General features: G+C 67.2%; 22 protein-coding genes. 7 read left to right on the top strand and 15 right to left on the bottom strand.

The genetic code is table 11. The annotated features are described in order from the left end of the window. Positions 1 to 16: 16 nt before the first annotated feature. The 7 genes from ROV95_RS07245 to ROV95_RS07215 all read right to left on the bottom strand — a co-directional run bounded on the left by ROV95_RS07245 (position 17) and on the right by ROV95_RS07215 (position 8,612). Positions 17 to 841, bottom strand: coding sequence for a ferritin-like domain-containing protein (locus ROV95_RS07245; RefSeq protein WP_111104135.1), 825 nt, complete (start codon positions 839 to 841; stop codon positions 17 to 19). Positions 842 to 850: 9 nt separating this feature from the next. Continuing rightward, positions 851 to 2,317 (bottom strand): amidophosphoribosyltransferase, encoded by a 1,467-nt coding sequence (gene purF / locus ROV95_RS07240; protein ID WP_019659548.1) that lies wholly within the window; start codon positions 2,315 to 2,317, stop codon positions 851 to 853. Between the two features lie 30 nt (positions 2,318 to 2,347). Further along, a complete protein-coding gene (locus ROV95_RS07235) occupies positions 2,348 to 3,127 on the bottom strand; it encodes a CvpA family protein (RefSeq protein ID WP_019659549.1) in 780 nt (259 codons plus the stop codon). A gap of 46 nt (positions 3,128 to 3,173) precedes the next feature. Next, positions 3,174 to 4,217 (bottom strand): SPOR domain-containing protein, encoded by a 1,044-nt coding sequence (locus ROV95_RS07230; RefSeq protein ID WP_021202992.1) that lies wholly within the window; start codon positions 4,215 to 4,217, stop codon positions 3,174 to 3,176. An 80-nt stretch (positions 4,218 to 4,297) separates the two neighbouring features. After that, on the bottom strand, positions 4,298 to 5,569 hold the full coding sequence (gene folC, locus ROV95_RS07225) for a bifunctional tetrahydrofolate synthase/dihydrofolate synthase (RefSeq protein ID WP_312543719.1): 1,272 nt from the start codon (positions 5,567 to 5,569) through the stop codon (positions 4,298 to 4,300). A 35-nt stretch (positions 5,570 to 5,604) separates the two neighbouring features. Further along, positions 5,605 to 6,249 carry a histidine phosphatase family protein gene (locus tag ROV95_RS07220; protein WP_005408242.1) on the bottom strand — a complete coding sequence of 215 codons (645 nt, stop codon included), beginning with the start codon at positions 6,247 to 6,249 and terminating at the stop codon, positions 5,605 to 5,607. A gap of 200 nt (positions 6,250 to 6,449) precedes the next feature. After that, positions 6,450 to 8,612 (bottom strand): S46 family peptidase, encoded by a 2,163-nt coding sequence (locus ROV95_RS07215; RefSeq protein WP_312543717.1) that lies wholly within the window; start codon positions 8,610 to 8,612, stop codon positions 6,450 to 6,452. 478 nt (positions 8,613 to 9,090) lie between these two features. Here ROV95_RS07215 and tdh point away from each other — a divergent pair, with 478 nt between their 5' ends. Next, complete coding sequence (gene tdh, locus ROV95_RS07210) at positions 9,091 to 10,113, top strand: L-threonine 3-dehydrogenase (protein ID WP_005415442.1); 1,023 nt, start codon at positions 9,091 to 9,093, stop codon at positions 10,111 to 10,113. Between the two features lie 120 nt (positions 10,114 to 10,233). On the opposite strand, the gene ROV95_RS07205 is transcribed toward tdh, so the two are convergent. Further along, positions 10,234 to 10,929, bottom strand: a complete 696-nt coding sequence (locus ROV95_RS07205; RefSeq protein ID WP_262213480.1) for a TorF family putative porin — start codon at positions 10,927 to 10,929, stop codon at positions 10,234 to 10,236. Between the two features lie 200 nt (positions 10,930 to 11,129). Between ROV95_RS07205 and kbl the strand changes: the two genes are divergently transcribed. Continuing rightward, a complete protein-coding gene (gene kbl / locus ROV95_RS07200; RefSeq protein WP_005415440.1) occupies positions 11,130 to 12,338 on the top strand; it encodes a glycine C-acetyltransferase in 1,209 nt (402 codons plus the stop codon). Positions 12,339 to 12,456: 118 nt separating this feature from the next. Here kbl and ROV95_RS07195 read toward each other — a convergent pair whose 3' ends face one another. The 4 genes from ROV95_RS07195 to ROV95_RS07180 form a co-directional block, all read right to left on the bottom strand. Next, on the bottom strand, positions 12,457 to 12,792 hold the full coding sequence (locus ROV95_RS07195; RefSeq protein ID WP_019659556.1) for a hypothetical protein: 336 nt from the start codon (positions 12,790 to 12,792) through the stop codon (positions 12,457 to 12,459). Positions 12,793 to 12,876: 84 nt separating this feature from the next. After that, positions 12,877 to 13,686 (bottom strand): pseudouridine synthase, encoded by an 810-nt coding sequence (locus tag ROV95_RS07190; protein WP_019659557.1) that lies wholly within the window; start codon positions 13,684 to 13,686, stop codon positions 12,877 to 12,879. 20 nt (positions 13,687 to 13,706) lie between these two features. Beyond that, positions 13,707 to 14,213 (bottom strand): hypothetical protein, encoded by a 507-nt coding sequence (locus ROV95_RS07185; protein ID WP_014646073.1) that lies wholly within the window; start codon positions 14,211 to 14,213, stop codon positions 13,707 to 13,709. Positions 14,214 to 14,433: 220 nt separating this feature from the next. Continuing rightward, the gene (locus tag ROV95_RS07180) at positions 14,434 to 15,525 is read right to left on the bottom strand and encodes an OmpA family protein (protein WP_019659558.1); all 1,092 of its coding nucleotides are present in this window, start codon (positions 15,523 to 15,525) and stop codon (positions 14,434 to 14,436) included. Between the two features lie 357 nt (positions 15,526 to 15,882). On the opposite strand from ROV95_RS07180, the gene ROV95_RS07175 reads away from it, so the two are divergent. The 5 genes from ROV95_RS07175 to ROV95_RS07155 all read left to right on the top strand — a co-directional run bounded on the left by ROV95_RS07175 (position 15,883) and on the right by ROV95_RS07155 (position 21,329). Next, on the top strand, positions 15,883 to 16,902 hold the full coding sequence (locus ROV95_RS07175; protein WP_312543707.1) for a zinc-binding alcohol dehydrogenase family protein: 1,020 nt from the start codon (positions 15,883 to 15,885) through the stop codon (positions 16,900 to 16,902). 173 nt (positions 16,903 to 17,075) lie between these two features. After that, positions 17,076 to 17,705 carry a hypothetical protein gene (locus ROV95_RS07170; protein WP_312543704.1) on the top strand — a complete coding sequence of 210 codons (630 nt, stop codon included), beginning with the start codon at positions 17,076 to 17,078 and terminating at the stop codon, positions 17,703 to 17,705. Between the two features lie 139 nt (positions 17,706 to 17,844). Then, positions 17,845 to 19,875 carry an NADPH-dependent 2,4-dienoyl-CoA reductase gene (locus ROV95_RS07165; protein WP_312543702.1) on the top strand — a complete coding sequence of 677 codons (2,031 nt, stop codon included), beginning with the start codon at positions 17,845 to 17,847 and terminating at the stop codon, positions 19,873 to 19,875. A gap of 299 nt (positions 19,876 to 20,174) precedes the next feature. Next, entirely contained in the window at positions 20,175 to 20,633 is a 459-nt protein-coding gene (locus tag ROV95_RS07160; RefSeq protein WP_004154513.1) for a cell wall hydrolase, read from the top strand. Positions 20,634 to 20,717: 84 nt separating this feature from the next. Beyond that, a complete protein-coding gene (locus tag ROV95_RS07155) occupies positions 20,718 to 21,329 on the top strand; it encodes a glutathione S-transferase N-terminal domain-containing protein (RefSeq protein ID WP_312543700.1) in 612 nt (203 codons plus the stop codon). Positions 21,330 to 21,446: 117 nt separating this feature from the next. Here ROV95_RS07155 and ROV95_RS07150 read toward each other — a convergent pair whose 3' ends face one another. The 3 genes from ROV95_RS07150 to prpE form a co-directional block, all read right to left on the bottom strand. After that, positions 21,447 to 22,502, bottom strand: a complete 1,056-nt coding sequence (locus tag ROV95_RS07150; protein ID WP_312543698.1) for a suppressor of fused domain protein — start codon at positions 22,500 to 22,502, stop codon at positions 21,447 to 21,449. Positions 22,503 to 22,548: 46 nt separating this feature from the next. Then, positions 22,549 to 23,052, bottom strand: coding sequence for a hypothetical protein (locus tag ROV95_RS07145; protein ID WP_014646066.1), 504 nt, complete (start codon positions 23,050 to 23,052; stop codon positions 22,549 to 22,551). Positions 23,053 to 23,245: 193 nt separating this feature from the next. After that, the gene (gene prpE / locus ROV95_RS07140; RefSeq protein WP_312543692.1) at positions 23,246 to 25,126 is read right to left on the bottom strand and encodes a propionate--CoA ligase; all 1,881 of its coding nucleotides are present in this window, start codon (positions 25,124 to 25,126) and stop codon (positions 23,246 to 23,248) included. Between the last annotated feature and the right edge of the window lie 337 nt (positions 25,127 to 25,463).

Below are 25,463 nucleotides of genomic sequence, written 5' to 3'. Positions count from 1 at the left end.
GGGACCTCCCCTGTTCTCAGCCGGCCTGCTCGACAAGGTTGGCCAGCTCATCCGCATCGAACCCGGCCAGCAGGCGCGCTTCCATGTTGAACGGCCCGTGCAGGTAGCCGCCGGCATACTCCACAAGCAGTTCCTTGAAACGTGCGCGCGGCTCGACACCGGCGCGGTCGCAGTACCAGCGGTACCAGCGCGAACCGGCGGCAACATGCGCCACTTCCTCACGCAGGATCACCTCCAGCACATCGGCGGTTTCGCCATCACCGACATTGCGCAGTTTCTCGATCATGCCGGGCGTCACGTCCAGGCCGCGCGCTTCCAGCACGCGCGGCACCAGCGCCATGCGTGCCAGGCCATCGTGCGCGGTCTTTTCGCACATTTCCCACAGGCCGTTGTGCGCGGGGAAGTCGGCGTAGTCGTGGCCATGCACCTGCAGGCGCTCGCGCAGCAGCATGAAATGCCGCGATTCGTCGTCGGCACAGCTGACCCAGTCGGCATGAAACGCCGACGGCAGGCCACGGAAGCGGTACACCGCGTCCCAGGCCAGGTCGATCGCGTTGAGTTCGATATGGGCGATGGCGTGGATGAAGGCAGCCCGACCTTCCACGCCACCCAGTCCGCGCCGCGGAACTTCGCGCGGATGCACCAGCATCAGCTGCGCTGGCCGGCCCGGCATGCGGATCGGTTCCGGCGGTGGCGCATCGGCCGCCACCTTCAGGCGACCGGCACGGAACGCGGCCGCATACGCCTGGGTCAGCGCAACCTTGCGCAGCGGGTCGGCTTCGGCCAGGCACTGCTGCGCTGCGCGCAGCAGGTCGCCACCAACGTCGGGTACATCGACCACGCCTGGTCCTCAGGCGCGGCGCTTGTGCTTGGCGTCGTCCGACCGCAGCTGCTGGATGCGCTCGAAGTAGCCCGGTTCAATGCCGGTCGGGTAGTGGCCGTTGAAGCAGGACGAATCGAAGCTGCGCAGCGCCGGGTTGCCTTCGCTCACTGCCGCTTCCATGTCTTCCAGGTCCTGGTAGATCAGCCAGTCGCAGCCCAGGTGGGCTTCGATCTCTTCCACGGTGCGGTTGTGCGCGACCAGTTCCTCGGCCGCCGGCATGTCGATGCCGTAGATGTTCGGGTAGCGCACCGGCGGCGCGGCGCTGGCCAGATAGACCTTGCGCGCGCCCGCGTCACGGGCCATCTGCACGATCTGCTGGCTGGTGGTGCCACGCACGATCGAATCGTCCACCAGCAGCACCACGCGGTTGCGGAACTCAAGGTGGATCGGGTTGAGCTTGCGACGCACCGACTTCACGCGTTCGCCCTGCCCCGGCATGATGAAGGTACGGCCGATGTAGCGGTTCTTGATGAAGCCTTCTCGGTACTTCACCCCAAGTACGTTGGAGATTTCCAGCGCCGCGTCGCGCGAGGTGTCCGGGATCGGGATGATGGTGTCGATGTCATGGTCCGGGCGCAGGCGCAGGATCTTCTCGCCCAGCTTGATGCCCATGCGCATGCGCGCCTTGTGCACCGAGACGTTGTCGATCATCGAGTCCGGGCGCGCGAAGTACACGTATTCGAAGATGCACGGGGTGTGCTCGGCCGGCTCGGCGCAGATCTCCGAGAACAGCTCGCCACGCGCGGTGATCACCAGCGCTTCGCCCGGCTGCACGTCGCGCACGCGCTGGAAGCCCAGCACGTCCAGCGCGGCCGACTCGGACGCCACGATGTACTCGTCGCCCTCGGCATGGCTGCGCTTGCCCAGCACCAGCGGACGGATGCCATGCGGGTCGCGGAAGGCGACCAGGCCCAGGCCCAGCACCACGCTGACCACCGCATAGCCGCCCTTGCAACGGCGGTGCACGCCGGCCACCGCGCGGATGGCCGCTTCCGGGCTGAGCTGGCGCTGCTGTTCCAGTTCGTAGGCGAACACGTTCAGCAGCACTTCGCTGTCCGAATCGGTGTTGACGTTGCGGCGGTCCTGTTCGAACACCTGCTGGCGCAGCACCTCGGTGTTGATCAGGTTGCCGTTGTGGGCCAGCGCGATGCCGTACGGCGAATTGACGTAGAACGGCTGCGCCTCGTCCATGCCTTCCGAACCGGCGGTCGGGTAGCGCACGTGGGCAATGCCCACGCTGCCTTCCAGGGTGGACATGGTGCGGGCATCGAACACATCGCGGACCAGGCCGGTGGCCTTCTGCACGCGCAGGCGGCTGCCGCTGGCGGTGGCGATGCCCGCCGCATCCTGGCCACGGTGCTGGAGGACGGTCAAGCCGTCATACAACTGCCCGGCGACGTTCTGGTTGCCGACGATTCCGACGATGCCACACATGATGCGAGGTCTCCGCTGGGCTGTGCCCAGTTACAAGGAAGGTGGCCGTACCTGGCCGCGGTGGTCGCCGCGCACGCGGTCGACGTTGGCCGGATCGCCCGGCTCGATACTGTCCGGCAGTGCAGGAGCATCCGGGCGCACTTCCGCCGGATCGTAGGAATCGCCCTGTTCCGCTTTCGCAGGCCGCAGCCATCCGCTGCCTGCCACTACCTGGTTGAGGATGCCATTATCGCCTGCCGCGCCCGGCTTTCCCAACCCGGCGCCTGCGTTCTTGCCCAACTCCATCAATGCAGATGGGGACAGCGCGTCGGTCGGCAAGGCCTTGGGCAGCAGATCGGCCCCGGGAACCTCCCAGTGCGGCAGCTTGCTGTTCATCCAGGCAACGGTGGGATTCAGCAGTGGCCGCACCGCCGAGCGCTGCCAGGAGGGCTCGGCAGTCAACGGGGTGAAACTGCCCAGCAGCAGCAGGATCGCGGCGATCAGGCCGCCCCGCACGGCCCCCAGCACCCCGCCCAGCAGGCGGTCCAGGCTGGTCAGCATGCTGCGGTGGACCAGAGCCTTGATGACCATGCCGATCACCGCAACCACGATCATCACGCCGATGCCGACGCCCAGGTAGCCGCCGACGAAGTGTTCGCCACCGGGGGCCGCCGGGGCAGCCCACCAATGGGCGGCATCATTGCCGAAGGCGAAGGCCGCCCACGCGGCCAGCAGCCACGACAGGGTGCCAATGACGATGCCGACGAAGCCGCGCAGCATCCCCAGCAGGGTGGAGGCGGCGATCACGATCAGCAGCACCACGTCGATCATGGCGCCCCGCTCCTTCGGCGGCGCTGGCAACGCGGCTGCGCGTGGGTCATGGGTGCGGCCGGACCATGCCGGCGACGCCGACCTTGGCGGCGACCTGCGCCTTCAGCTGCTCGGCATCGCCACGGTTGGCCACCGGCCCGACGCGGACGCGATGCAGGGTGCCCTTTTCGGTGCGCACCTGCTCGACAAAAGCACTGAAGCCGGCGGCGCGGACCTTGTCGCGCAGGGCGTTGGCATCGTTGGCCTGGCCGAACGCGCCCAGCTGCACGGCAAAGCCGACGCCGCTGGCGGCCGGTGCTGCCGGCGTGGCCGGGGCCGTTGCCGGCTTGCTCGCGGTGGCCTCCGGCTTCGGCTCGGGCTTCGGGGTTTCGGGCTTCGGCGCCGGCTTCGGCGGCTCGGGCTTGGCCGCCGGAGTGGTCGTTGCAGTCGGCGTACTCGGCGGCAGGCTTTCACTGCGCACCGGGTTGCTGCTGGCCGACGGCGCGGTGGCGGCGGATGGGGTACTGGCGCTCGGCGTAGCCGGTGCCGGGGTGGCTGCCACCGGGGCGCTGCTGTCCGCTGCGGCATCCAGGGTGATCACTTCGGCCTTCACATCGGCACGGATCTTCACCGCCTGCAGGCGGGCGGCCTCGGCCTGTGCACGGTCGGCGTACGGCCCCACGCGCACACGCCATGCCTGACGGCCGTTGATGGTGGTCGCTTCTGCGAAGCCCGGCAGCTGCGAGCGCTGCAGGTAGGCAATCACGGCATCGGCGTCGGCCTTGCTGCCGTAGGCGCCGAAGGTGACGGCGTAGTTGCCGGCAGCAACCGCCGGGGAGGTGTCCACGGTCGGCGGAGTGGCCGGCGTGGCGGCGTCCTGCAGCGGCTTGGCCTGCCCGGTCTGCAGGCCGGTGGCACCACCGGCCGGAGCCACCAGCGGTAGTTCACGGGTTTCGAACTGGCCATCGGCCGGCGCGTCCGGCGCGGCGATCGGCACCGAGGCCACACCGCTGTCCGGTGCAGGTCCCTTGACCAGCATCGGCAGGAAAATCACGGCCAGTGCGACCAGCACGATGGCACCAATCAGACGCTGTTTCAGAGGCGTATCCACGTGAGGCGGCAACTGTCCGGAGGTTGCGGTCGATTATACGGGTGCCGGACCGGACGGCGTCGGGATTGGCTGAACGTGGCTCAGGCGTTGCGCTGCAGCCACTGCAACGCGGCGGCGGCGGTATGGAAGGAGCCAAACACCAGTACGCGGTCACCGCGCTCGGCCCGGTCCAGTACCTGCGCCAGCGCCTGCTCGACCGAAGCGGCCAGCTGCGCGCTGCCAGCATCGGTCTCGGCCAGGCGCGCCTGCAACTGGGCGGCACTCTGGCCGCGCGGGCCGTCCAGGCCGGCAAGGGTCCACTCGCCAACCACGCCCTGCAATGCCTGCACCACACCCACCGCGTCCTTGTCCTGCAATGCGGCATACACCGCCAAGGTGCGCCCGGCCGACGCTTCGGCCTTCAGCGCACGGGCCAGCTGGCCCGCCGCCTGCGGGTTGTGCCCGACGTCGACGCGGATCTGCACGCCATCTCGCTCGAACGCCTGCAGCCGACCCGGGATACGCGCCGCCGCGATACCAGCGGCCCACGCCGCGCGCGGCACCGGCTTGTCCAGCGCGCGCAGCGCAGCAATGGCGGCACCCGCATTGGCCAGCTGGATCGGCCCGGCCAGCGCCGGGGTTGGCAGTTCCATGCGCAGGCCAACGTCCCGCCAGCGCCAGCGCTGGGCATCGATCGGCTCGTAGAAATAGTCGCTGCCGCCGCGGATCGCGTTGGCACCCACCAGGTAGGCCCGTGCGAGCACGCTCGACGGCGGGTCGGTCTCACCCAGGATCACCGGCTTCCAGCCACGGATGATGCCGGCCTTCTCGGTGCCGATTGCTTCGCGGTCTTCGCCCAGCCATTCGGCATGGTCGATGTCCACAGTGGTGATCACGGCCACATCGGCGTCGACGATGTTGACCGCATCCAGGCGACCGCCCAGACCCACTTCCAGAACCGCCAGGTCCAGCCCGGCGTCGGCGAACAGCTGCAGCGCGGCCAGCGTGCCGTACTCGAAATAGGTCAGCGTGGTCTCGCCGCGTGCGGCCTCGACGGCGTTGAACGCAGCAACCAGCGCCGCATCGTCCACGTCCTGGCCGTCGATGCGCACGCGCTCGTTGTAGCGCAGCAGATGCGGCGAGGTGTACGCGCCAACCTTCCAGCCGGCGGCACGTGCAATGGCTTCGATGAAGGCGACGGTCGAGCCCTTGCCGTTGGTGCCACCAACCACGATGGTGCGCTTGCCCGGCACCCCCAGGCCCATCGCGGTGGCCACGGCGCGCACGCGCTCCAGGCCCATGTCGATGGTCGCCGGGTGCTGGCGTTCAATGTAGTCCAGCCAGTCGGCCAGGGTGGTCGGGGTGTTCGTCACGGCAGGGGTTCCAGCAGAAGCAGGTGGTTCGGGAATCAGAGGGCGCGGTGCTTGGCTTCGCCGAAGAACGGCGTGTGGTGGGCGCAGTCGTTCAGGCGCACCACTTCCAGGCTGTCCAGGTCGGCGCCTTCGAGCAGGTTGAGCGTGGTCGGTGCCTGGCGGAAGGTCCACAGCCGGGAAAGCGGCAGGCCCAGCACCTTGCACAGGATCACGCGGTTGACCGCATCGTGCGCAACCACCAGCAGGGTGTCGTGCTCGCCGAGGCCTTCGGTGGCGCGGGCCAGGCCACGCCAGCTGCGCTCCAGCACCAGGCGCAGCGATTCGCCGCCGGGCATCAACACCGTATCCGGCTCCTCGCGCCAGGCCTGCAGGCGCGACGGATCCTTCTCGTGGATCTCGCTGGCCAGCAACCCTTCCCATTCACCGTGGGCGATTTCCTGCAGCTCCGGCTCGGTCAGCAGCATGTCGGCGCGGGCGGCGCCAAGCGCCAGCTGCGCGGTCCGCTGCGCGCGCGACAGCGGCGAGGCGACGGCACGGGTGATGTCCACCGAGGCCAGGCGGGCACCCAGGGCCTGGGCCTGGGCTTCGCCGATCGGCGAAAGCGGGATGTCGATCTGGCCCTGGTAGCGGCCTTCGGCGTTCCACGGCGTTTCGCCGTGGCGGGCAAGCAGGATGCGCATGCGTGCAAGGGGTCCTGGGGGGAGGAGGTTTCCGCGTTTCGTTCACATCCTGTGAAGCACGCGGAACAGGGATGATACCTGTTCGGCGCACCGGGCCGGGCCGGGCATGAAAAAACCCCGCGACGTGGGTCGCGGGGTTTCGGAATTCCCGGCCATCGGGTCGTGTTTGCCGGCCAGCGGCCGGCACTACGGCAACCGGTTTATTTCGCCAGGTTCAGTTCCTTCAGCAGCTGCGGCGCCGGCGCCACTTCCTGCATGATCCACTGCATGTAGCGGCTGTCGACGGCGATCATGCGGGTCATCACCGGGTCGAACACCCAGTTGGAGCTGACCGATTCCCAGTTGCCATCGAAGGCCAGGCCGACCAGCTTGCCGTTGGCGTCCAGCACCGGCGAACCCGAGTTGCCGCCGGTGATGTCCAGGTTGGACAGGAAGTTCACCGGCACCGAACCGATGCGCTTGTCTTCCAGGCCGCCGTAACGCTTGGCCTTGACCGCATCGAGCAGCGCCTTCGGCGAATCGAACGGATCTTCACCGGTCTCCTTCGCCGCCACGCCTTCCAGGGTGGTGAACGGGGTGTACGTCACGCCGTCCTTGCCATAGCCCATGACGTTGCCGAAGGTGATGCGCAGCGACAGGTTGGCGTCCGGGTAGACAAACTCACCCTGGCTCTTCTTGTAGTCGGCCACGGCCTGCAGGTACAGCGGGCGCGCGGTCAGCGATTCGCCTTCGCGGATCTTCTTCTGCTCTTCCTGCTTCAGCAGTGCCGGCATGACAGCCACGGCGTACTGGATGGCCGGATCGCTGCTGGCTTCAAACGCGGCACGGTCGGCCTTGAACCACTTCAGGCGTGCATCCAGGCTGCCCAGCTCGGTGCCCGACAGCTTGGCCACCACCGACTTTACCGCAGCGGCATCGCTGCCGGCCAGCCACTTGTTCAGCACGTCATTGTCGCGCTGCGCGGCCGGCAGGGCCACGTACTGCTCCAGCCAGTAGGCCTGCAGCTGCTGGTCCATCGTCGCCACGTAGCGACGATCCATCTGCTTCAGGCCACCTTCGATGGTGGTCAGGTCGCGTTCCTGGTAACCGGCTTCGCGTTCGGCATCCGGCTTGCTGCGCTCGATCGACAGGCGGTACAGGGTGATCGCCGCGCCAACGGCCGAGGTGTTGTTGAACTGGCCGACGAACAGGTCGCGTTCGCGGGTGGCCTTGCTGGTATCCAGATGCTTGAGCAGCTGCGCGTGTGCGGCCAGGGCCGGCTTGCCGGCAGCGCCCTGCTTCTTCAGCCACGCCAGCACGGCGGCTTCTTCAGCCTGCTTCTGGCCAGCGGCGTCGATGCGCTTGAAGCCTTCCAGCTGGCCCAGGTAGTTCTTGGCCACGTTGTTCATGCTGGCGGCGGTGGCGGCGTACTTCACCTTGACGTCGGCGTCGGCCTTGCCGGCGTCGGCGATCAGCTTCAGCACCGCGTTGTAGTGCTTGGCGATGGTCGGGTAGGTGAAGCTGGCGGTTTCGTTGAACTCACCGGCCAGCGCGTAGCGGTTGGTGCGGCCCGGGTAGCCGGCCACCATCACGAAGTCGTCGGCGCCCAGCGGCTGGTCGGCGAACTTCAGGAAGTGCTTGGGCTGGTACGGCACGTTGTCGGCGGCGAAGGCGGCCGGCTTGCCGTCCTTGCCGACGTAGGCGCGGTAGAACGAGAAATCGCCGGTGTGGCGTGGCCACATCCAGTTGTCGACGTCGCCGCCGAACTTGCCGACGCTGCCCGGGGGCGCGTAGACCAGGCGCACATCCTTGATTTCCATGTTGCGGAACAGGCGGTAGGTGTTGCCGCCGGAGAAGCTGTACAGGCGGCAGCGGAAACCGGCATCGGCCTCACAGGCGGCAACCTGGGCCTTGTCGAAGGCGTCCAGCGCGCGGCTGCGGGCCAACGGGTCGTTGCCGGCGGCGGCGATGGCGGCCTTGGCCTGGGCGGTGACGTCGGTGATCTGGTCGAGCACGAACACGCGGGCGTTCGGGCCGGCGCTCAGTTCGTCCTTCAGGGTCGGCGCGTTGAAGCCGTCCTTGATCAGGTTCTTCTGCGCGGTCGAATTCAGCTGGATGGCGCCATACGCGCAATGGTGGTTGGTGACCACCAGACCCTGCGGCGAGACCAAGCTGGCGGTGCAGCCGCCGAGGGCGACGACCGCGCCCATCGGGTCGCCGGTCAGGTTGGACAGCTGCTGCGGGGACAGCTTCAGGCCGGCCTTCTGCAGCGGGCCGGCGATTTCCGGCAGTTGCTGCGGCACCCACATGCCTTCAGCGGCATGGGCGATCTGGGCCAGGCCGAGGCTGGCGACGATGGAAAATGCAAGCAGGTTCGAGCGCATGGAGCAGCCCTTGGTAGTGGAACCCTCGATTGTAGCCCGCCGCCCTGCCCCGGCCCGAACCCCGGAAGTCATGGGCCTGCTTCTTGCTCTGCCACGCGCACGTCGGCCGCGCACACGGAAATCGTCCAGAGGGGGCGTGGTCACCCTGGACGGGACCGTTGGCGCCATGGGCCGGGCGCATGCGACTGGCGGGTTGGGCAGGACGCCCAACCCCGGTCTTGCCGTGTGCGCAGGATAGCGCGCACGAGCAAGGCGCCATCGAGCACCATGGATGGGCTTTTGCGTGTCCCGGCCAGGGTGACCACGCCCCCTTTCCCGGATCAGGGAGGCGCCGCTGTTCGCAGTACGTTCGAAACGCCCGCCGGCGCACGCCTTTCGTTCCACCACTGCACCCGCAGCGCAACATGGGAAATCCGCGCGGCACCCTATAATCCGCGCTCTCCCCCTGATGAGTTCCACCCCGATGGCGCAGCAAACGATGAAGGCCCTGGTCAAGCGCGAAGCAGCCAAGGGCATCTGGATGGAAGAGGTTCCGGTGCCGACTCCGGGCCCCAACCAGGTGTTGATCAAGCTCGAGAAGACCGCGATCTGCGGTACCGACCTGCACATCTACCTGTGGGACGAGTGGAGCCAGCGCACGATCAAGCCGGGCCTGACCATCGGCCATGAATTCGTCGGCCGCATTGCCGAAATCGGCCCGGGCGTGACCGGCTACGAGATCGGCCAGCGCGTCTCGGCCGAAGGCCACATCGTCTGCGGTCATTGCCGCAACTGCCGGGGCGGCCGCCCGCACCTGTGTCCGAACACCGTCGGCATCGGCGTCAACGTCAACGGCGCGTTCGCCGAATACATGGTGATGCCGGCCAGCAACCTGTGGCCGATCCCGGACCAGATTCCGTCGGAGCTGGCCGCGTTCTTCGATCCTTACGGCAACGCCGCGCACTGTGCGCTGGAATTCGATGTGATCGGGGAGGACGTGCTGATCACCGGTGCCGGCCCGATCGGCATCATCGCCGCCGGCATCTGCAAGCACATCGGCGCGCGTAACGTAGTGGTGACCGACGTCAACGACTTCCGCCTGAAGCTGGCCGCCGACATGGGCGCTACCCGCGTGGTCAACGTGGCCAACCAGTCGCTGAAGGACGTGATGAAGGAACTGCACATGGAAGGCTTCGACGTGGGCCTGGAAATGAGCGGCAACCCGCGCGCTTTCAATGACATGCTCGACTGCATGTACCACGGCGGCAAGATCGCCATGCTGGGCATCATGCCCAAGGGCGCCGGCTGCGACTGGGACAAGATCATCTTCAAGGGCCTGACCGTGCAGGGCATCTACGGCCGCAAGATGTACGAGACCTGGTACAAGATGACCCAGCTGGTGCTGTCCGGCTTCCCGCTCGGCAAGGTGATGACCCACCAGCTGCCGATTGACGATTTCCAGAAGGGCTTCGACCTGATGGAAGAAGGCAAGGCCGGCAAAGTGGTATTGAGCTGGAACTGATCCGCCCCACGGTAGCGCCGGGCCATGCCCGGCGTCACCGGAATTAAAAAGGCGCCCGATGGGCGCCTTTTTCGCAATGCGTGCCAGGCAAGCCTGGCACCTGCCGTAACGCCTGCGGCGTTACTTTCCGACGGCCACGCTCAGCATCACCCGGCTGTGGGCCAGCTTGCCGGAGTTGTCGCGGCCGTTGCCGTCGGTGCCGTAGTAGCCGAGGCCGACGTTGAACAGGCCGAACTGGCGTTCGACGCCGACGTTCCAGTCGGTATAGTCCTTGGCGATGCCGTCCTCGAAGGTGCTGCGGCCGACGTTGGCATTCAGGGTGAAGTCCTTCGGCAGGCCCCAGCTGCCGCCCAGGCCGAAGTACCAGCCATCGGTGCTGCTGTTCCAGACATCGTTGGTGTAGGCCACCGTCAGCTTGTAGGTCTCATCCAGCGTGGTGGTGGTGATCAGCTCGTTGTAGTTCAGCTCGCTGGCACCGAGGTAGGTGTAGCGATTCAGCAGCGCGTCGAAATTGACGCGGGGCGTGACGTCAACGCCGTAGCCGATCTGGTAGTCGACCTCGGTGCTCGGGTCGCCCGGACCGAAGTCGACGCCCGAACCCCAGACACCGGCATACAGGCCGACCGGCGAGGTGTAGGTGAAACCGGCCTGCAGGGTCGGCTTTTCGTCGGTCTGCGACACACCACGGAACAGGTAATCGGAAACGGCGGTGACGTTCCAGCTGTACGGCGATTCGTTTTCCTGGGCACTGGCCGCGAACGGGGCAGCCAGGGTCAAGGCAGCGGCAATGGCGAGGCAGGCACGGGCGTGCTTCATGAGCGTCTCCGGTGGGGGCGGTGGCGTGGCGCGGAAGGCGGGAGCGGCCGGAGCGGGACAGCGCCGGTTCACGAATTTTTAACCCGTTTGCTATTGCGATGCAACATGTGCCGGCCGTGGCGATGCCCCGCCCGGGCCGGTTGGCAAGCGGCGATGCCCGGTAGAATCGGCGGTTTCCCGTTCAGAGCCGTGCCCACGCCATGACCGACGCCTCCTCCGCCCTGACCCGCCACTACGCCGAGGAACTGGACGCCATCCGCGCCCAGGGCCTGTTCAAGTCCGAGCGGATCATCACCAGCCCGCAGTCGGCCGAGATCACCCTCGACGACGGCCGCAAGGTGCTGAATTTCTGTGCCAACAACTATCTGGGCCTGGCCGACCATCCGGACCTGATCCAGGCCGCCAAGGACGCACTCGATACCCACGGCTTCGGCATGGCCTCGGTGCGCTTCATCTGCGGCACGCAAGACCTGCACAAGCAGCTGGAAAAGCAGATCGCCGACTTCTTCGGCAAGCAGGACACCATCCTGTACGCGGCCTGCTTCGATGCCAACGGCGGCCTGTTCGAGCCGCTGCTTGGCGAGAACGACGCGATCATTTCCGATGCACTGAACCATGCGTCGATCATCGACGGCGTGCGTCTGTGCAAGGCCAAGCGCTTCCGCTACGCCAACTGTGACATGGCCGATCTGGAAGCCCAGCTGCAGGCCGCCGATGCCGCCGGCTGCAAGACCAAGCTGATCACCACCGACGGCGTGTTCTCGATGGACGGCTTCATCGCGCCGCTGGACGAGATCACCGCGCTGGCAAAGAAGTACAACGCCCTGGTGCACATCGATGAATGCCACGCCACCGGCTTCCTCGGTGCCACCGGCCGCGGCTCGGCCGAGGTCAAGGGCGTGCTGGAGAAGATCGACATCATCACCGGCACTCTGGGCAAGGCCATGGGTGGCGCACTGGGCGGCTTCACCTGCGCCAGCGCCGAGGTGATCGAACTGCTGCGCCAGCGCTCGCGCCCGTACCTGTTCTCCAACTCGCTGCCGCCGCACGTGGTGGCCGCAGGCATCAAGGCATTCGAAATGCTGGCCGCCGCCGACGACCTGCGCAGCACGCTGGCCGAGAACACCGCCTACTTCCGCGAAAAAATGACCGCGGCCGGTTTCGACGTGAAGCCGGGCGTACATCCGATCAGCCCGGTGATGCTGTACGACGCGCCGCTGGCACAGAAGTTCGCCGAGCGCCTGCTCGAAGAAGGCATCTACGCGATCGGTTTCTTCTTCCCGGTGGTACCCAAGGGCCAGGCGCGCATCCGCACCCAGATCAGCGCCGCGCACAGCCGCGAGCATCTGGACCGCGCGATCGATGCATTCACGCGCATCGGCGTCGAACTGGGCGTGGTCAAGGGCTGACCGCACCGGGGTCGGATCCCCAGGGGTAGCGCCGGGCCATGCCCGGCGATTTCCCGAAAGCCGCGCCATGCGCTCGCCGGGCACGGCCCGGCGCTACCGAAATGACGCGCGACGCGCGTCACTTCTTTTTCTTCTTGCCCTTCGGCTCGTCCTTGCTGGCCACCACCACCGGCTTGGCGGCGGCATCCTGGCCATTGCCCTTGGCTACGCGGATACCGTTGGCCTTCATCCAGGCATCGAACTCATCGGCGGTCATCTTCTTGTCGCCGTTGCTCATCAGGAAGCGGTAACTGCCGCGACCATCCAGCTCCGGGGTCTTCACTTCCACCACCGGGGTCTCGGCCGGCGTTTCCGCCTTGGCCACCTTCTTGTGGCCACCACAGGCGCTCAGCAGCACCATCGGCAGAAGCAGGCCTGCGCAGCGCAGGGTTTGATTGAGGGTCAGGTGGTACATGGCAGGCTCCGTTCGGGATATTCGACAGCCAGGCGCCCCCTACGCCTGGAACGGCGGCCGGCAAACGCCGGCCACGGGCGATGATCAGCCCGGTGCAGCGGCCCCCAGCCGCTGCTGGTCGCTGACCTGCAGGACCCGCCACTGGCCCTTGCCGAGATCGCCGAGCTGCAGCCCGCCGATCGCGACCCGGACCAGGCGCAGCACCTGCAGGTCGAAGGCCGCCAACAGGCGGCGGATATGGCGATTGCGGCCCTCGTCGAGGACCACCTCCAGCCATGCGGTCTTGTCGCCACTGCGCAGTACGCGCACGGCACGGGCGGCGAGGAACTCGCCCTCGTCCTCCACGCCGGCCCGCAGTGCCGCCAGCGTGGCGTCATCGGGCAGGCCATCAACCTGCACGTGGTAGGTCTTGTCCGGCCCGGTCTGCGGGTCGGTCAGGCGCGCCGCCCACTGCGGATCGTTGCTGAACAGCAACAGCCCTTCACTGGCCTTGTCCAGGCGCCCGACCGGCGCGATCCACGGCAGCCCCGCGCCATCGAAACAGCGGTAGACGGTGTCGCGGCCGCGCTCGTCCTGCGCGGTGGTCACTACCCCGCGCGGTTTGTTGAGCATCAGGTACAGGCGCTGTGGCGCGCCCATGGGCTGGCCATCGACCTCGATCGGCGGCACCGGCTGGCCAATCGGAAATTCCGGGTCGCGCACGATCCGGCCGGACACGCGTACGCGGCCTTCGGCAATCCAGCGCGCGGCCTCGCTGCGCGAGCACACGCCGGCCTTGGACAGTACGCGCGCCAGGCCATGGCGGACACCGGCGGAAGCGGCAGCGGAAGTCGCACGCCCACGCGGTGCGTGGGAGCGGGCAGCGGGGGCAGCAGGTGGGCGGCGCGTGCGCAAGCCTCTGCTCCCCGCGGTGCTTATTTCTTGTCGACCGGCTTGGTCTCAGCCGGTGCTTCAGCCGCCGCCGGCGTGGCGGCCGGGGCCGGACGCGCCTTGACCACGCGCACACCGCGCGCCTTCATCCAGGCGTCGAACTCTTCGGCGGTCATGCGCTTGCCGTTCTGGCTCATGTCGAAGCGCCAGGGCGTGTTGTCGAATTCGGTCTGCGGCTTGTAGGCCGCCGGATCGTTCGGCTTCACCGCCGGTGCGCTAGGGATGGCCTTGGCGATGTTCTGGCAGCCGTCGATGCGCAGGCGCTGCAGCACCTGGTCCAGCGACTGCGACGGATCGTAGTTGCTGCTCAGCACACCGGCCGGCATGCCCAGCTGGTTGCCACGGATGTACAGCTCGTCGGCAACCGGCGCGATGGTCGTGGCCGGCAACGGCAGCGGCGAGGCGCTGGTGTTGACCGAGCAATCGACCGCAGCGTGGGCGGCGGGAACCAGGGCCAGCGCCAGGAAGGCGGCCGATGCAGAGCGCAGCATGAGGGGCATCCAGGAAAGGAAGGGACGCGGCGAGTTTAGCAATGCCGCGACAGCTTTCAAGCGCCACTTTCAATGAATACGGCAACTCATTGGTTTTAAGGATAAAAACCCGACGAACGGTTACTTGCAGACCACCAGATGCCTGGATTGAGTGCCGCAGAAACAACAAGACCCGGCCGAAGCCGGGTCCTGCTGTGTCCTACTGGCAGAGCGTCAGAACTTAGTTCTGGACGTTCAGCTCGGTACGACGGTTCTTGGCGCGACCTTCCGGGTTGTCCGAACCATCCGGGTTGGTGTTCGGAGCAATCGGACGGCTCTCGCCGTAGCCGATCGGGCCGACCAGGCGACCGGCGTCAACGCCGTTCTTGGTCAGGTAGTTGTACACGGCGGTGGCGCGACGCTCCGACAGCTTCTGGTTGTAAGCGTCGGTACCCTTCGAGTCGGTGTGACCGGCAACTTCAACGCGCAGATCCGGGTAACGCTTCAGGATCTCGGTGGCTTCGCTCAGGATCGCCACGGCGTCCGGACGCAGGTTCGACTTGTCGAAGTCGAAGTTGACGCCCTTCAGGTCGATGGAGACCGGCACCGGGCAACCGTCCGGACCGATGGTCTGACCCGGCTGCGAGTTCGGGCACTTGTCGTCGCAGTTGTTGACGCCGTCACCGTCGTCGTCCAGATCGGCGCAGCTCGGGGCAACCGGAGCCGGAGCCGGAGCAGCCGCGACCGGAGCCGGGCCCAGCGGGATCACGACGCCGACCGAAGCCAGCACGTCACCGAACCAGTCTTCGTTCGGAGCGGCAACGCTCTGGTCGTCGAAGTCAGCGCGGTAAGCCACTTCGGCGCGGACAGCAACGCGCTTTTCGAAGGTGGTCTGCAGGCCGACGCCCAGCTTGGCGGCAACGTTGCCGTCCTTACGCTGGCGCGGACCGTTGGCATTCAGCGCCGGGTACTCTTCTTCCGACTTCTGGTAGCCCAGGCCACCGACGATGTACGGGTTCCAGCCGCGGCCTTCCTTGATGAAGTGGCGACGCAGGTCCAGCGAGACGCCGTACTGCGACCAGTTCAGGTCCTTGTTCGAATCGAAGTTCGGGTTCTGATAGTTCAGCTCACCGTCCAGCGACCAGTTCGGGCTGATGAACTTGCCCAGGCCCAGGGTCACGAACGGAGCATCATTGGTCAGACGGTCGCTGTCCTGGAAGTTGAAGCCGGCCGAACCGGTCAGGTACCAGCGGTCATCGAACTCCTGCGCCGAAGCTGCCTGGGCGAAAGCCAGGCCGCCCAGCAGCGCGGCAGTAAGGATCTTCTTGTTCATTGAGTACAGCTCCTATTTCGGGGGTATGAAACCGGTAGAGGCATGGGCCAGCACAAGTGCGTCGATGTACGACAGCCGATTCAGCACGCCACCGCCGCGAACATTATGCTCAGGCGGGTGAAGGCCATGTTAACAGTCCCGTAACATGTGAAGTGTTGCGCCCGACCGTCCATCGGTCCGACGTTGAAACCCTATACAGGATGATGAAAATCCGCAAGACCCTCACGCTGCAAGGGTTTGACGGGGTTTAGGCGTTGGAAACGACACATTGCGCAGCGCGCTGCGATGAGCAGTTCAGCGTCTCTGCGAAAAGGTGAGGAACCTTATGATGGAACCACGAACCCAGCCGGAGCCGTGATGAAAGCCGTCGCCCTGAGTCGTGAGTCCGCCCCCGCGTTGTGCGATATCCGCCTTCCTCCGCCGCTGCCTCCACGGGGGCGCGACCTGCTGGTGCGGGTCGAGGCGATTTCGGTCAACCCGGTCGACGGCAAGCAGCGTGCCAGCACGGATCCAGCCACGCTCCAGGCACCTCGCATCCTTGGCTGGGACGCGGCCGGCGTAGTGGAGGCGATCGGCGACGAGGCCAGCCTGTTCGCGTCCGGTGATGAGGTCTATTACGCCGGTGATGTCACCCGCCCGGGGTGCAACGCGCAGTACCAATGGGTGGACGAACGTCTGGTCGCGCGCAAACCCACCACGCTGGATTTCGCCGAGGCCGCGGCACTGCCGCTGACCACGCTCACTGCCTGGGAACTGCTGTTCGAGCGCATGCCCCTGCGGCTGGATGATTGCCGCCACGCCGGCCAGAACCTGCTGGTGATCGGCGGTGCGGGCGGCGTCGGCTCGATGGCGATCCAGCTGGCCCGCCATGCGGGTTTCGAGGTGATCGCCACTGCGTCGCGCGAAGCCTCGGCCGACTGGTGCCGGCAGATGGGTGCCCGGCACGTGATTGATCACCGGCAGCCGCTCCAGGCCCAGTTGAATGCGCTCGGCATCGACGCGGTGCAGGTCGCACTCAACCTGGCCGACACCGACCAGTACTGGGATGAGCTGGGCCAGCTGCTGGCGCCGCAGGGACATGTCGGGCTGATCGTCGAGCCACGTGGCCCGCTGCGCATCGGCGATCCCTACAAGGCCAAGTGCATCGGCATCCACTGGGAATTCATGTTCGCGCGCTCGCGCTTTGCCACCGCCGACCGCATCGAACAGCACCGCATCCTCAGCCGCGCCGCCAGCATGATCGATGCTGGCCAGCTGCGCGGCACGCTCAGTGAGTCACTGGGCACGATCAATGCGGCAAATCTGGACATTGCGCATCAGCGCCTGGCCAGCGGACGCACGGTGGGCAAGCTGGCACTGGTGGGCTGGGACGACTGAAGCGTCATGTAGAGCCGAGCCCATGCTCGGCTGGTGGTGCCAGGCAAAGCAGCCGAGCATGGGCTCGGCTCTACAGATTCCGCCTGTAGCGGCGGATTGGTCGGCATCTGTATCTATTTAAGTGACTGAATCGGGATTACGGTGGAAACAGATTCCTCTCCCCCGAGCCCACCGTGCCCACCGCCCTGCCCCTGCGCCTGCTGCAACTGATCACCGGCCTGTTCCTGTACGGCTTTGGTGCTTCGCTGATGATCCGTGCCGCCATCGGCGTGGCGCCGTGGGATGTGCTGTCACAGGGCATCGCCGCGCAGACCCCGCTCTCGTTTGGCCTGGCCACCAATTTGATTGGCGCACTGGTGCTGCTGCTGTGGTGGCCGCTGCGGCAGAAGCCGGGCGTCGGCACCGTGCTCAACGTGATGCTGATCGGTCCCTCCGCGCAGTTCGGGCTGTGGCTGCTGCCGCCGGCCGTCGGCCTTGGCTGGCAACTGACGATGTTCTGCGCGGGCATGCTGCTGGTGGCATTGGCCACCGGCCTGTACATCGGCGCCCGCCTCGGCCCGGGTCCACGCGATGGCCTCATGACCGGCCTGCATGCCCGCACCGGCTGGGCGATCTGGAAGGTGCGCAGCCTCATCGAAGGCAGCGTGCTGCTGCTGGGCTGGTGGCTGGGCGGCAACGTCGGCCTCGGCACCCTCGCCTTCGCCCTGCTGATCGGCCCGCTGTGCGGCGTGACCCTGGGCTGGTTCGGGATCGGCCGCCGCCCGGTCGTGCCGACCGCAGGCCGACAACCACAATCGCCCTGAGTTGACCCGAATGCCGGCCAGCGGCCGGCACTACCGCCCCCCGAGTTCGGGGGCAGCGCTGCAGGCGCGATCCAGCGGCCCTTGCCCCGGCCGCCATTTCGCGGCACGCTTCGCGCTTCCGTACGCAAGCGTATCGACCATGTCGCCAGCCAACGAAAGCGCCTATCCCCATCTGTTCGCCCCGCTGGATCTGGGCTTCACCCAGCTGCGCAACCGCGTCCTGATGGGCTCGATGCACACCGGACTGGAAGATCGCGCCCGCGACTTCCCAAGGTTGGCGGCCTACTTCGCCGAACGCGCCGAGGGCGGCGTTGGCCTGATCGTCACCGGCGGCTTTGCACCGAACGTGGTGGGCTGGCTGAAGCCCTTTGGCGGCAAGTTGTCCTGGCCCTGGGAGGTACGCCCGCACCGGCAGCTCACCGCCGCCGCGCACCAGCACGGCGCGAAGATCTGCCTGCAGCTGCTGCACGCCGGCCGCTATGCCTATCACCCGCTGTCGGTGGCACCGTCGAAGCTGAAGGCGCCGATCAACCCGTTCACCCCGCGCGCGCTGTCGGCCAGTGGCGTCGAGCGGCATATCGCCGACTACGCGCGCAGCGCGAAGCTGGCCCGCGAGGCCGGCTACGACGGGGTGGAGGTGATGGGCTCGGAGGGCTACCTCATCAACGAGTTCATTGCCCCGCGCACCAACAAGCGCTCCGACCGCTGGGGTGGCGACGCCAACCAACGCATGCGCTTTGCAGTGGAGATCGTGCGCCGCATCCGCGAGGCCTGCGGCCCGGACTTCATCATCATCTACCGCCTGTCGCTGGTCGACCTGGTGGACGACGGCAGCAACTGGGACGAGATCGTGCAGCAGGCGCAGGCCATCGAGGCGGCTGGCGCGACGATCATCAATTCCGGCATCGGTTGGCACGAGGCGCGCATTCCGACCATCGCCACCTCGGTGCCGCGTGCGGCCTTCGCCGGTGTCACCGCCAAACTGAAACCGCATGTGACGCTGCCGCTGGTGGCGACCAACCGCATCAACATGCCCGACGTCGCCGAACGCATCCTCGCCGGCGGCGGCGCCGACATGGTGTCGCTGGCACGTCCGCTGCTGGCCGACCCGCAATGGCCCAACAAGGCCCGTGCAGGCCGCGCGGAAGCGATCAATACCTGCATCGCCTGCAACCAGGCCTGCCTGGACCACGTGTTCGAGAACAAGCTGGCCAGCTGCCTGGTCAATCCGCGCGCCGCGCACGAGACCGAACTGGTCTATCGCCCCACCCCCGCGCCGAAGAAGGTTGCCGTGGTCGGTGCCGGCCCGGCCGGCCTGGCCTGTGCCACTGTCGCGGCCCAGCGTGGCCACCAGGTCACCCTGTTCGATGCCCACGATGAGATCGGCGGCCAGTTCAACGTGGCCAAGCGCATCCCCGGCAAGGAAGAGTTCCACGAAACCCTGCGCTATTTCCGCCACAAGCTGGCCGAAACCGGCGTGCAGCTGCGCCTGAACACCCGCGCCGACGCGTCCAGCCTGGCCGGCTTCGACGAGGTGGTGCTGGCCACCGGCATCACCCCGCGCAAGGTCAGCTTCCCCGGCGCCGACCACGCCAAGGTGGTCAGTTATCTGGACGTACTGCTGGGCCGCGTCGAAGTGGGCGCCACTGCCGCGATCATCGGCGCCGGCGGCATCGGCTTCGACGTCGGCGAATTCCTCAGCCACGCTGGCGAGTCGCCGTCGCTGGACCCGCAGCGCTGGATGGCCGAATGGGGCGTGGACGCCAGCTTCGAGGCACGCGGCTCGCTGGGCCGGCCCGAGGTCGAGCCGTCACCGCGGCGCCTGTGGCTGCTGCAGCGCAGCGCCGGCAAGCCCGGCGCGCGACTGGGCAAGACCACCGGTTGGATCCACCGCGCCACACTGAAGGCCAAGGGCGTGCGCATGCTCGGTGGCGTCGAGTACCTGGGCGTGGACGATCAAGGCCTGCGCATCCGCGTGGAAGGCAGCGAACAGTTGCTGCCGGTAGACCATGTGGTGATCTGCGCCGGGCAGGAACCGAACCGCGCATTGCAGGCCGAACTGCAGGCGGCCGGCATCAACGCGCAGCTGATCGGCGGTGCCGACGTGGCCGCCGAACTCGATGCGAAACGCGCCATCGACCAGGGCAGCCGGGTCGCCGCTGCGCTCTGATGAGCGCCTGAATGGGGGACGGAATGTGATTTCCGTCACCCCGGTTGAACCTGAATGTCAAGCCGAGCGGTTCACGATGCGTTCGGCTATGCCCCCCTACCTTGCGCCATCTTTCCGCTCACCAGCCAGTTTCCGGTGAGCCGGCGTGGCCCCACCGATCAGTACTGATCGATTCTTTTTGGGGCTGCCCACGGGGCGGCCCCGATGGCCGCCTCCCCATGACGCCAAGTCGTACCCCGCCTCCTGTCGCCCCCGCGGCCGGAACCGGAAGGTGCGGCCCATACGGAGCAAGGAGTTATATGAAACTGGCCTGGATTCTCTGGCTGTCGCAGTTGTTGCCGCAGCCGGCCGCTGATTCACTGTGTCTGAGCACCACCGTTTACTTGGAAGCCCGCGACCAGACCCTGCGCGGCCAGCAGGCCGTCGCCGAGGTCGCCCTGCGTCGCCTTGACAGCGGCCTGTGGGGCGACTCGATGTGCCAGGTCGTCACCGCGCGCAAGCAGTTCGCACCGACCATCGTCTCCCCCGGCACCCAGCTGGGCAATGACGCGGCGTGGAGCGAGGCGATGAACGTCGCTTTCGACGCCGAGCGCAACTGGGCGCTGCCGGCCGGCGAGCGCCGCGAGATCGTGCCCGGTGCCAGCCACTTCGCCGCGCTGTCCATCGCCAGCCCGAACTGGCGCAATGCCTACCAGGTGGCCACCATCGGCGATCACACCTTCTATAAGGTGCAGAACCTCAAGCCGCGGCAGTCGTAACGATCCGTGCCGGCGGCAGCGTTGCCGCCTGCCGGCAGGCTCTGGGATAGTGGGCGTTTCCCGCCCGCATCACCTGGAGTTCCCATGAAGCTGTACAGCAAGCCCGGTGCCTGTTCCACCGCCGACCACATCGCCCTGCAGTGGACCGGCCAGCCGTTCGAGGTTGAACTGCTGAACAAGGACACCCTGAAGGGTCCGGAATTCCTCAAGATCAATCCGGCCGGTGCGGTGCCCGCGCTGGTCGACGGCGACTTCGTGCTGCTGCAGAACGCCGCGATCATGGGCTATATCGCCGACAGCTTCCCGCAGGCCGGCCTCGGCGGTGACGGCAGCCCGCGCCAGCGCGCCGAAGCCACCCGCTGGCTGGCGTTCGTCAATTCCGACGTGCACCCGGCCTTCTCGCCGCTGTTCGCGCCGGGCAAGTTCATCTCCGACGAGAGCCAGTTCGATGCGATCCGCGCCGCCGCGCACAAGCGCCTGCGTGGCCTGTTCGAGACCGCTGACAGGCAGCTGGCCGACAAGCCGTGGCTGGCCGGCTTCCGCAGCTTCGCCGACCCGTACTTCTACATCACCCTGCGCTGGGCCGCCGGTACCAAGGTCGACCTGTCGGGCCTGGACAATCTGGCCGCCTACAAGGCACGCATGGATGCCGATGCCGGCGTGCAGGCCGCGCTGAAGGCCGAAGGCCTGACCTGACCTTGGTCAGGGGTCAGAGCCGTTCGCGTGGCGGACGGATCTGACCCCACCGGCCACCAGACGGGTCGGATCCGCCTGCGCAGCGGCGGCTCCGACCCCTCGATATCATTCGCGCGATCAGCCGATCTGGCGGATCACTTCCCCCTTGGCATCGCGCAGGTAGGTCGGCACCACTTCGATGCGCAGCGCCCCCGCCACCGGGTAAACCCCGCGCTCGGCGCGCACCCCTGCCAGGGCCTGCAGGCCCGCCTCGTCCAGTGACCAGCGCGCGCTGTCGGCGGATACGTCCGCCGCTTCACCGCCCCGGTTCGCGATGAATTCCCACTGCCGGTCGCGGCTGGCCAGTTCCAGCGATCTGCCGTGGCGCAGGCGCAAGGGCAGCAGCTCGCACACGCGGGCCACCTGGCCGGCGCCGAGCACCAGCGTGGTGACGCCCGCCTCCTGCCGCCAGTCCAACGTCTCGATGAACAGCATGCCGGTGCTGGAGCCCTCGCGCTCGCTGCCTTCCCGCACCTGCGCGGCAAGCGCCTGGTCCTCCAGCAGGTTGCCGCGGTGCAGGTCGCTGATCCACAGTGGCATTGCCGGCTGCAGTACCTGCAGCACGCCGCGCGTGGACCAGCGCTTGACCGCTTCCATCTCCTCATCGGTCAGCCCGACCAGCTGCAGGAACTGCAGGTGGCCATTGGCGGTGTCGCGTGCCGGCAACTGCGGGTCGGCAATGAACGCCAGATGGCACAGCCGCGTGTCGGTCTCCAGCGCGATCGGGCCGTTGGCATTCAGATGGTGGCCATCCTCGAACACGTTGCCGCTGGCGAACACATAACGCGCCAGATTCTGCAGCAGGTTCATCGGCCACACCGGCGGCGTGCTGTCGGCGTTCTCAGCGGCTTCGGCGGCGAGACGGAACGTCAGCTCGAAACCATAGCCGCTGGTGGCGGCATCACTGCTCTCCTTGGCATACAGCTCGGAGAAGCCGTAGGTCACGTAGTGCCAGTGGGGTACCGGCGCATCCGCCCAGTACACGCTGATGCCATCGAGCGGATCCTGGCCACCGAGCGTGTACGGAAGCGCGGTGCCGAAGTGACGTGGCTCCTGCCCGGCATACAGCGGCGCCAGCGCCGCATTGATCGCGTCCCAGCCGGGGGTGTCGGTGTCGTCGTGGTCGTCCTGCACGCGGGACTCCTTGTAGGGAAGTGAACCGATCACTTTACGCGGTGGCTCAGGCCTGCACGACCTCACTGCCAGCGTTCAGCACCGCCGCCTGGGTTTCCTGCCACCAGCGCTGCGCCAATGCCGGGCTGCGCGCCTTGCCCACCGCCGCCAGCAACTCCGGGCACAAGCGCTCCAGCGCCAGCGCATCGGTGCAGCGTTCGATCTTCAACTGCATGAAGTAGCCCTTCAGGCCCAGGTGGCGGCGCACCGCCTCGCTCATCGCGTCGTACAACTGCTGGTACAGCGCCGGGTCCTGTTCGCGCCCGGTGCTGATGCCGCGCGCCGGCGCCACCTCTGCGCTTCCGCCGATCACTTCGATCAGGCCCTGTGCTGACAATTGCTCCAGCGCGTCCGGTGGTGCCCGCAGGCCTTCGAACAGGCCACGCAGTTCGGTGTCGTTGCGATGGCCATCGACCATCAGCAGGATCGAACGCAGTGCCGCCGGCAGGCGCCGGCTACGGTCTTCGATTTCCTGACGGCCAGCAGCCGTCTTGGCGTGCAGCAATGCCATTGCCTCCCCCTCCCTCGATGCGCCACTCCGGCGGGCCCTCGCGGACACGCCCCCCTGCAACCGAGCTTAGCGCACCGATTGCAGGGAGGAAGCTGCGGTGCAGCAACGGCCTCCCCTGTAGAGCCGAGCCCATGCTCGGCTGCTTTGGCAAGGCATGCGGAGCCGAGCATCGGCTCGGCCCTGCAGAAGCAGGTCAGCGGCCCAGCGCCCGGCGGATCTCCTCCAGCGCGCCGGGGTCGTCCAGCGTCGACAGGTCACCCGGGTCGCGCTGCTCGGCCAGCGCCTGCAACGAGCGCCGCAGCAGCTTGCCCGAACGGGTCTTGGGCAGCGCGTTGACCACGTGCACGTGCGCCGGGCGGGCCACTGCGCCGAGCGAGGTGGTCACCGTGGCCATCATCTCGGCCACCACTTGCGCCGGATCCTCGCCATCCAGGCCCTGCTTGAGGGTGACGAACACCAGCGGCACCTGCCCCTTCAGTTCGTCCTTGACCCCGATCACGGCAGCCTCGGCCACGCGCGGGTGGCTCGAAATGGCCTCTTCGATCTCGCGCGTGCCCAGCCGGTGCCCGGCCACGTTGATCACATCATCGGTACGGCCGAGGATGAAGGTGTAGCCATCGTCGTCGCGGATTGCCCAGTCCAGCGAGCTGTACAGCAGTTCCTTGAAGTGGCTGAAGTAGCTCTGCAGGAAACGGTTGTCGTCGTTCCACACCGTGCTCATGCAGCCCGGCGGCAACGGTGGCGACACCACCAGCACCCCCTTCTGCCCCGGTGCGACTTCCTCGCCGGTGTTCTCGTCGATCACCTTCATCCGGTAGCCGAGGTTGGGGAAGCCCGGCGAACCGAAGCGCACCGGCTTCATCTCCAGGCCCGGCAGCAGGGTCAGCGCCGGCCAGCCGGTCTCGGTCTGCCAGTAGTTGTCGATGATCGGCTTGCCGAGCGCTTCGCTGATCCAGTGCGCGGTCGGTTCGTCCAGCGGCTCGCCGGCCAGGAACAGGTATTTCAGCGCGCGCAGGTCGTGGCGATGGATGAAGTCCGCATCGTGCTTCTTCAGCACGCGGATGGCAGTGGGGGACGAGAACATCGTGCGCACGTTGTACTGCTCGCACAGCGCCCACCAGATGCCCGGGTCCGGGTTGGTCGGCAGCCCTTCGTACAGCAGCGAGGTGCAGCCGCCGATCAGCGGGCCGTACACATTGTAGGAATGGCCTACCGCCCAGCCGACATCGGAAGTGGAGAACATCACCTGCCCCGGCCTGCAGTCGAACACGGTTTCCATCGACTGTGCCATCGCCACCGCGTAGCCGCCGACATCGCGCTGCACGCCCTTCGGCTTGCCGGTGGTGCCCGAGGTATACAACAGGTAGCTCGGCTCGCTCGATTCCAGCCACTGCACCGGCACGTCGACCTCACCGATCTGCGCACGCAGCGCGGCGTACTCCACATCGCGGCCCGGCACGCGTGGTTCGGCGGCATCCAGTCCGCGCGACACGATCAGCACATGCGGTGGCGGCGAAGCCGCTTCGGCGCAGGCCGCGTCAACCATCGGCTTGTACGGAATCAGCTTGCCACCGCGCATGCCGGCATCGGCGGCGATCAGCAGCTTCGGCTTGGCATCGTCGATGCGCAGCGCCAGGTTGTGCGCGGCGAAGCCACCGAACACCACCGAATGCACCGCACCGATGCGCGCGCAGGCCAGCATCGCGAACACGGCTTCGGCCATGTTCGGCATGTAGATCACCACGCGGTCACCATGGCCGACGCCGAGGTGCCTGAGCACGGCGGCGAAGTCGTTCACTTCGCGATACAGCTGGCGATAGGTGATTTCGCGGGTGCTGTTGGTTTCGGTGGAGATGGCGACCAGTGCGAGCTGGTCGGCGCGCTCGGCCAGGTGGCGGTCGACGGCGTTGTAGCAGAGATTGGTTTCGCCGCCGACGAACCAGCGCCGGAACGGCGGATTGCTGTAGTCGAGCACCTGCTGCGGCGGTTTCTGCCAATGGATGCGCTTGGCTTCCTCGCCCCAGAAGGCCTCCGGCTCGTCGATCGAGCGACGGTAGGTTTCCTCGTAGTTCATGACGCAGCCCTCCCAGACGAAGTCATGGGTTCGAGGATAGTCCGGCGCTGGCGCGCGGGCCGCCCTACCTTGGTAGGGGGGTGGGTTTGTTCTGCAGGGCTTTGCAGCCCTGCACCCGCAGAACCGAAGCAACAGCAGAAGCGGGTTTCCTGAGGGTTGGCTGGGTGGGTCCGGTTGCGGGGGACGCCGTGAATCCGTCCATGGAGGCTCGGTCGCGCCATCCATGGCGCTCACGCCCCCGCAACCGGACCCACCCCGCCTTCGACAGTTTCCTGCCATCTGTCGGAACGGCGTATTGCTCTGGTGGGTGTCGACCTTGGTCGACACGGTAGATCCA

The organism is Stenotrophomonas maltophilia group sp. msm1, assembly GCF_032025805.1.
GTDB lineage: Bacteria > Pseudomonadota > Gammaproteobacteria > Xanthomonadales > Xanthomonadaceae > Stenotrophomonas > Stenotrophomonas hibiscicola.
Note: the sequence above shows the minus strand (reverse complement) of the source record. Positions and strands in the feature narration are given on the sequence as shown.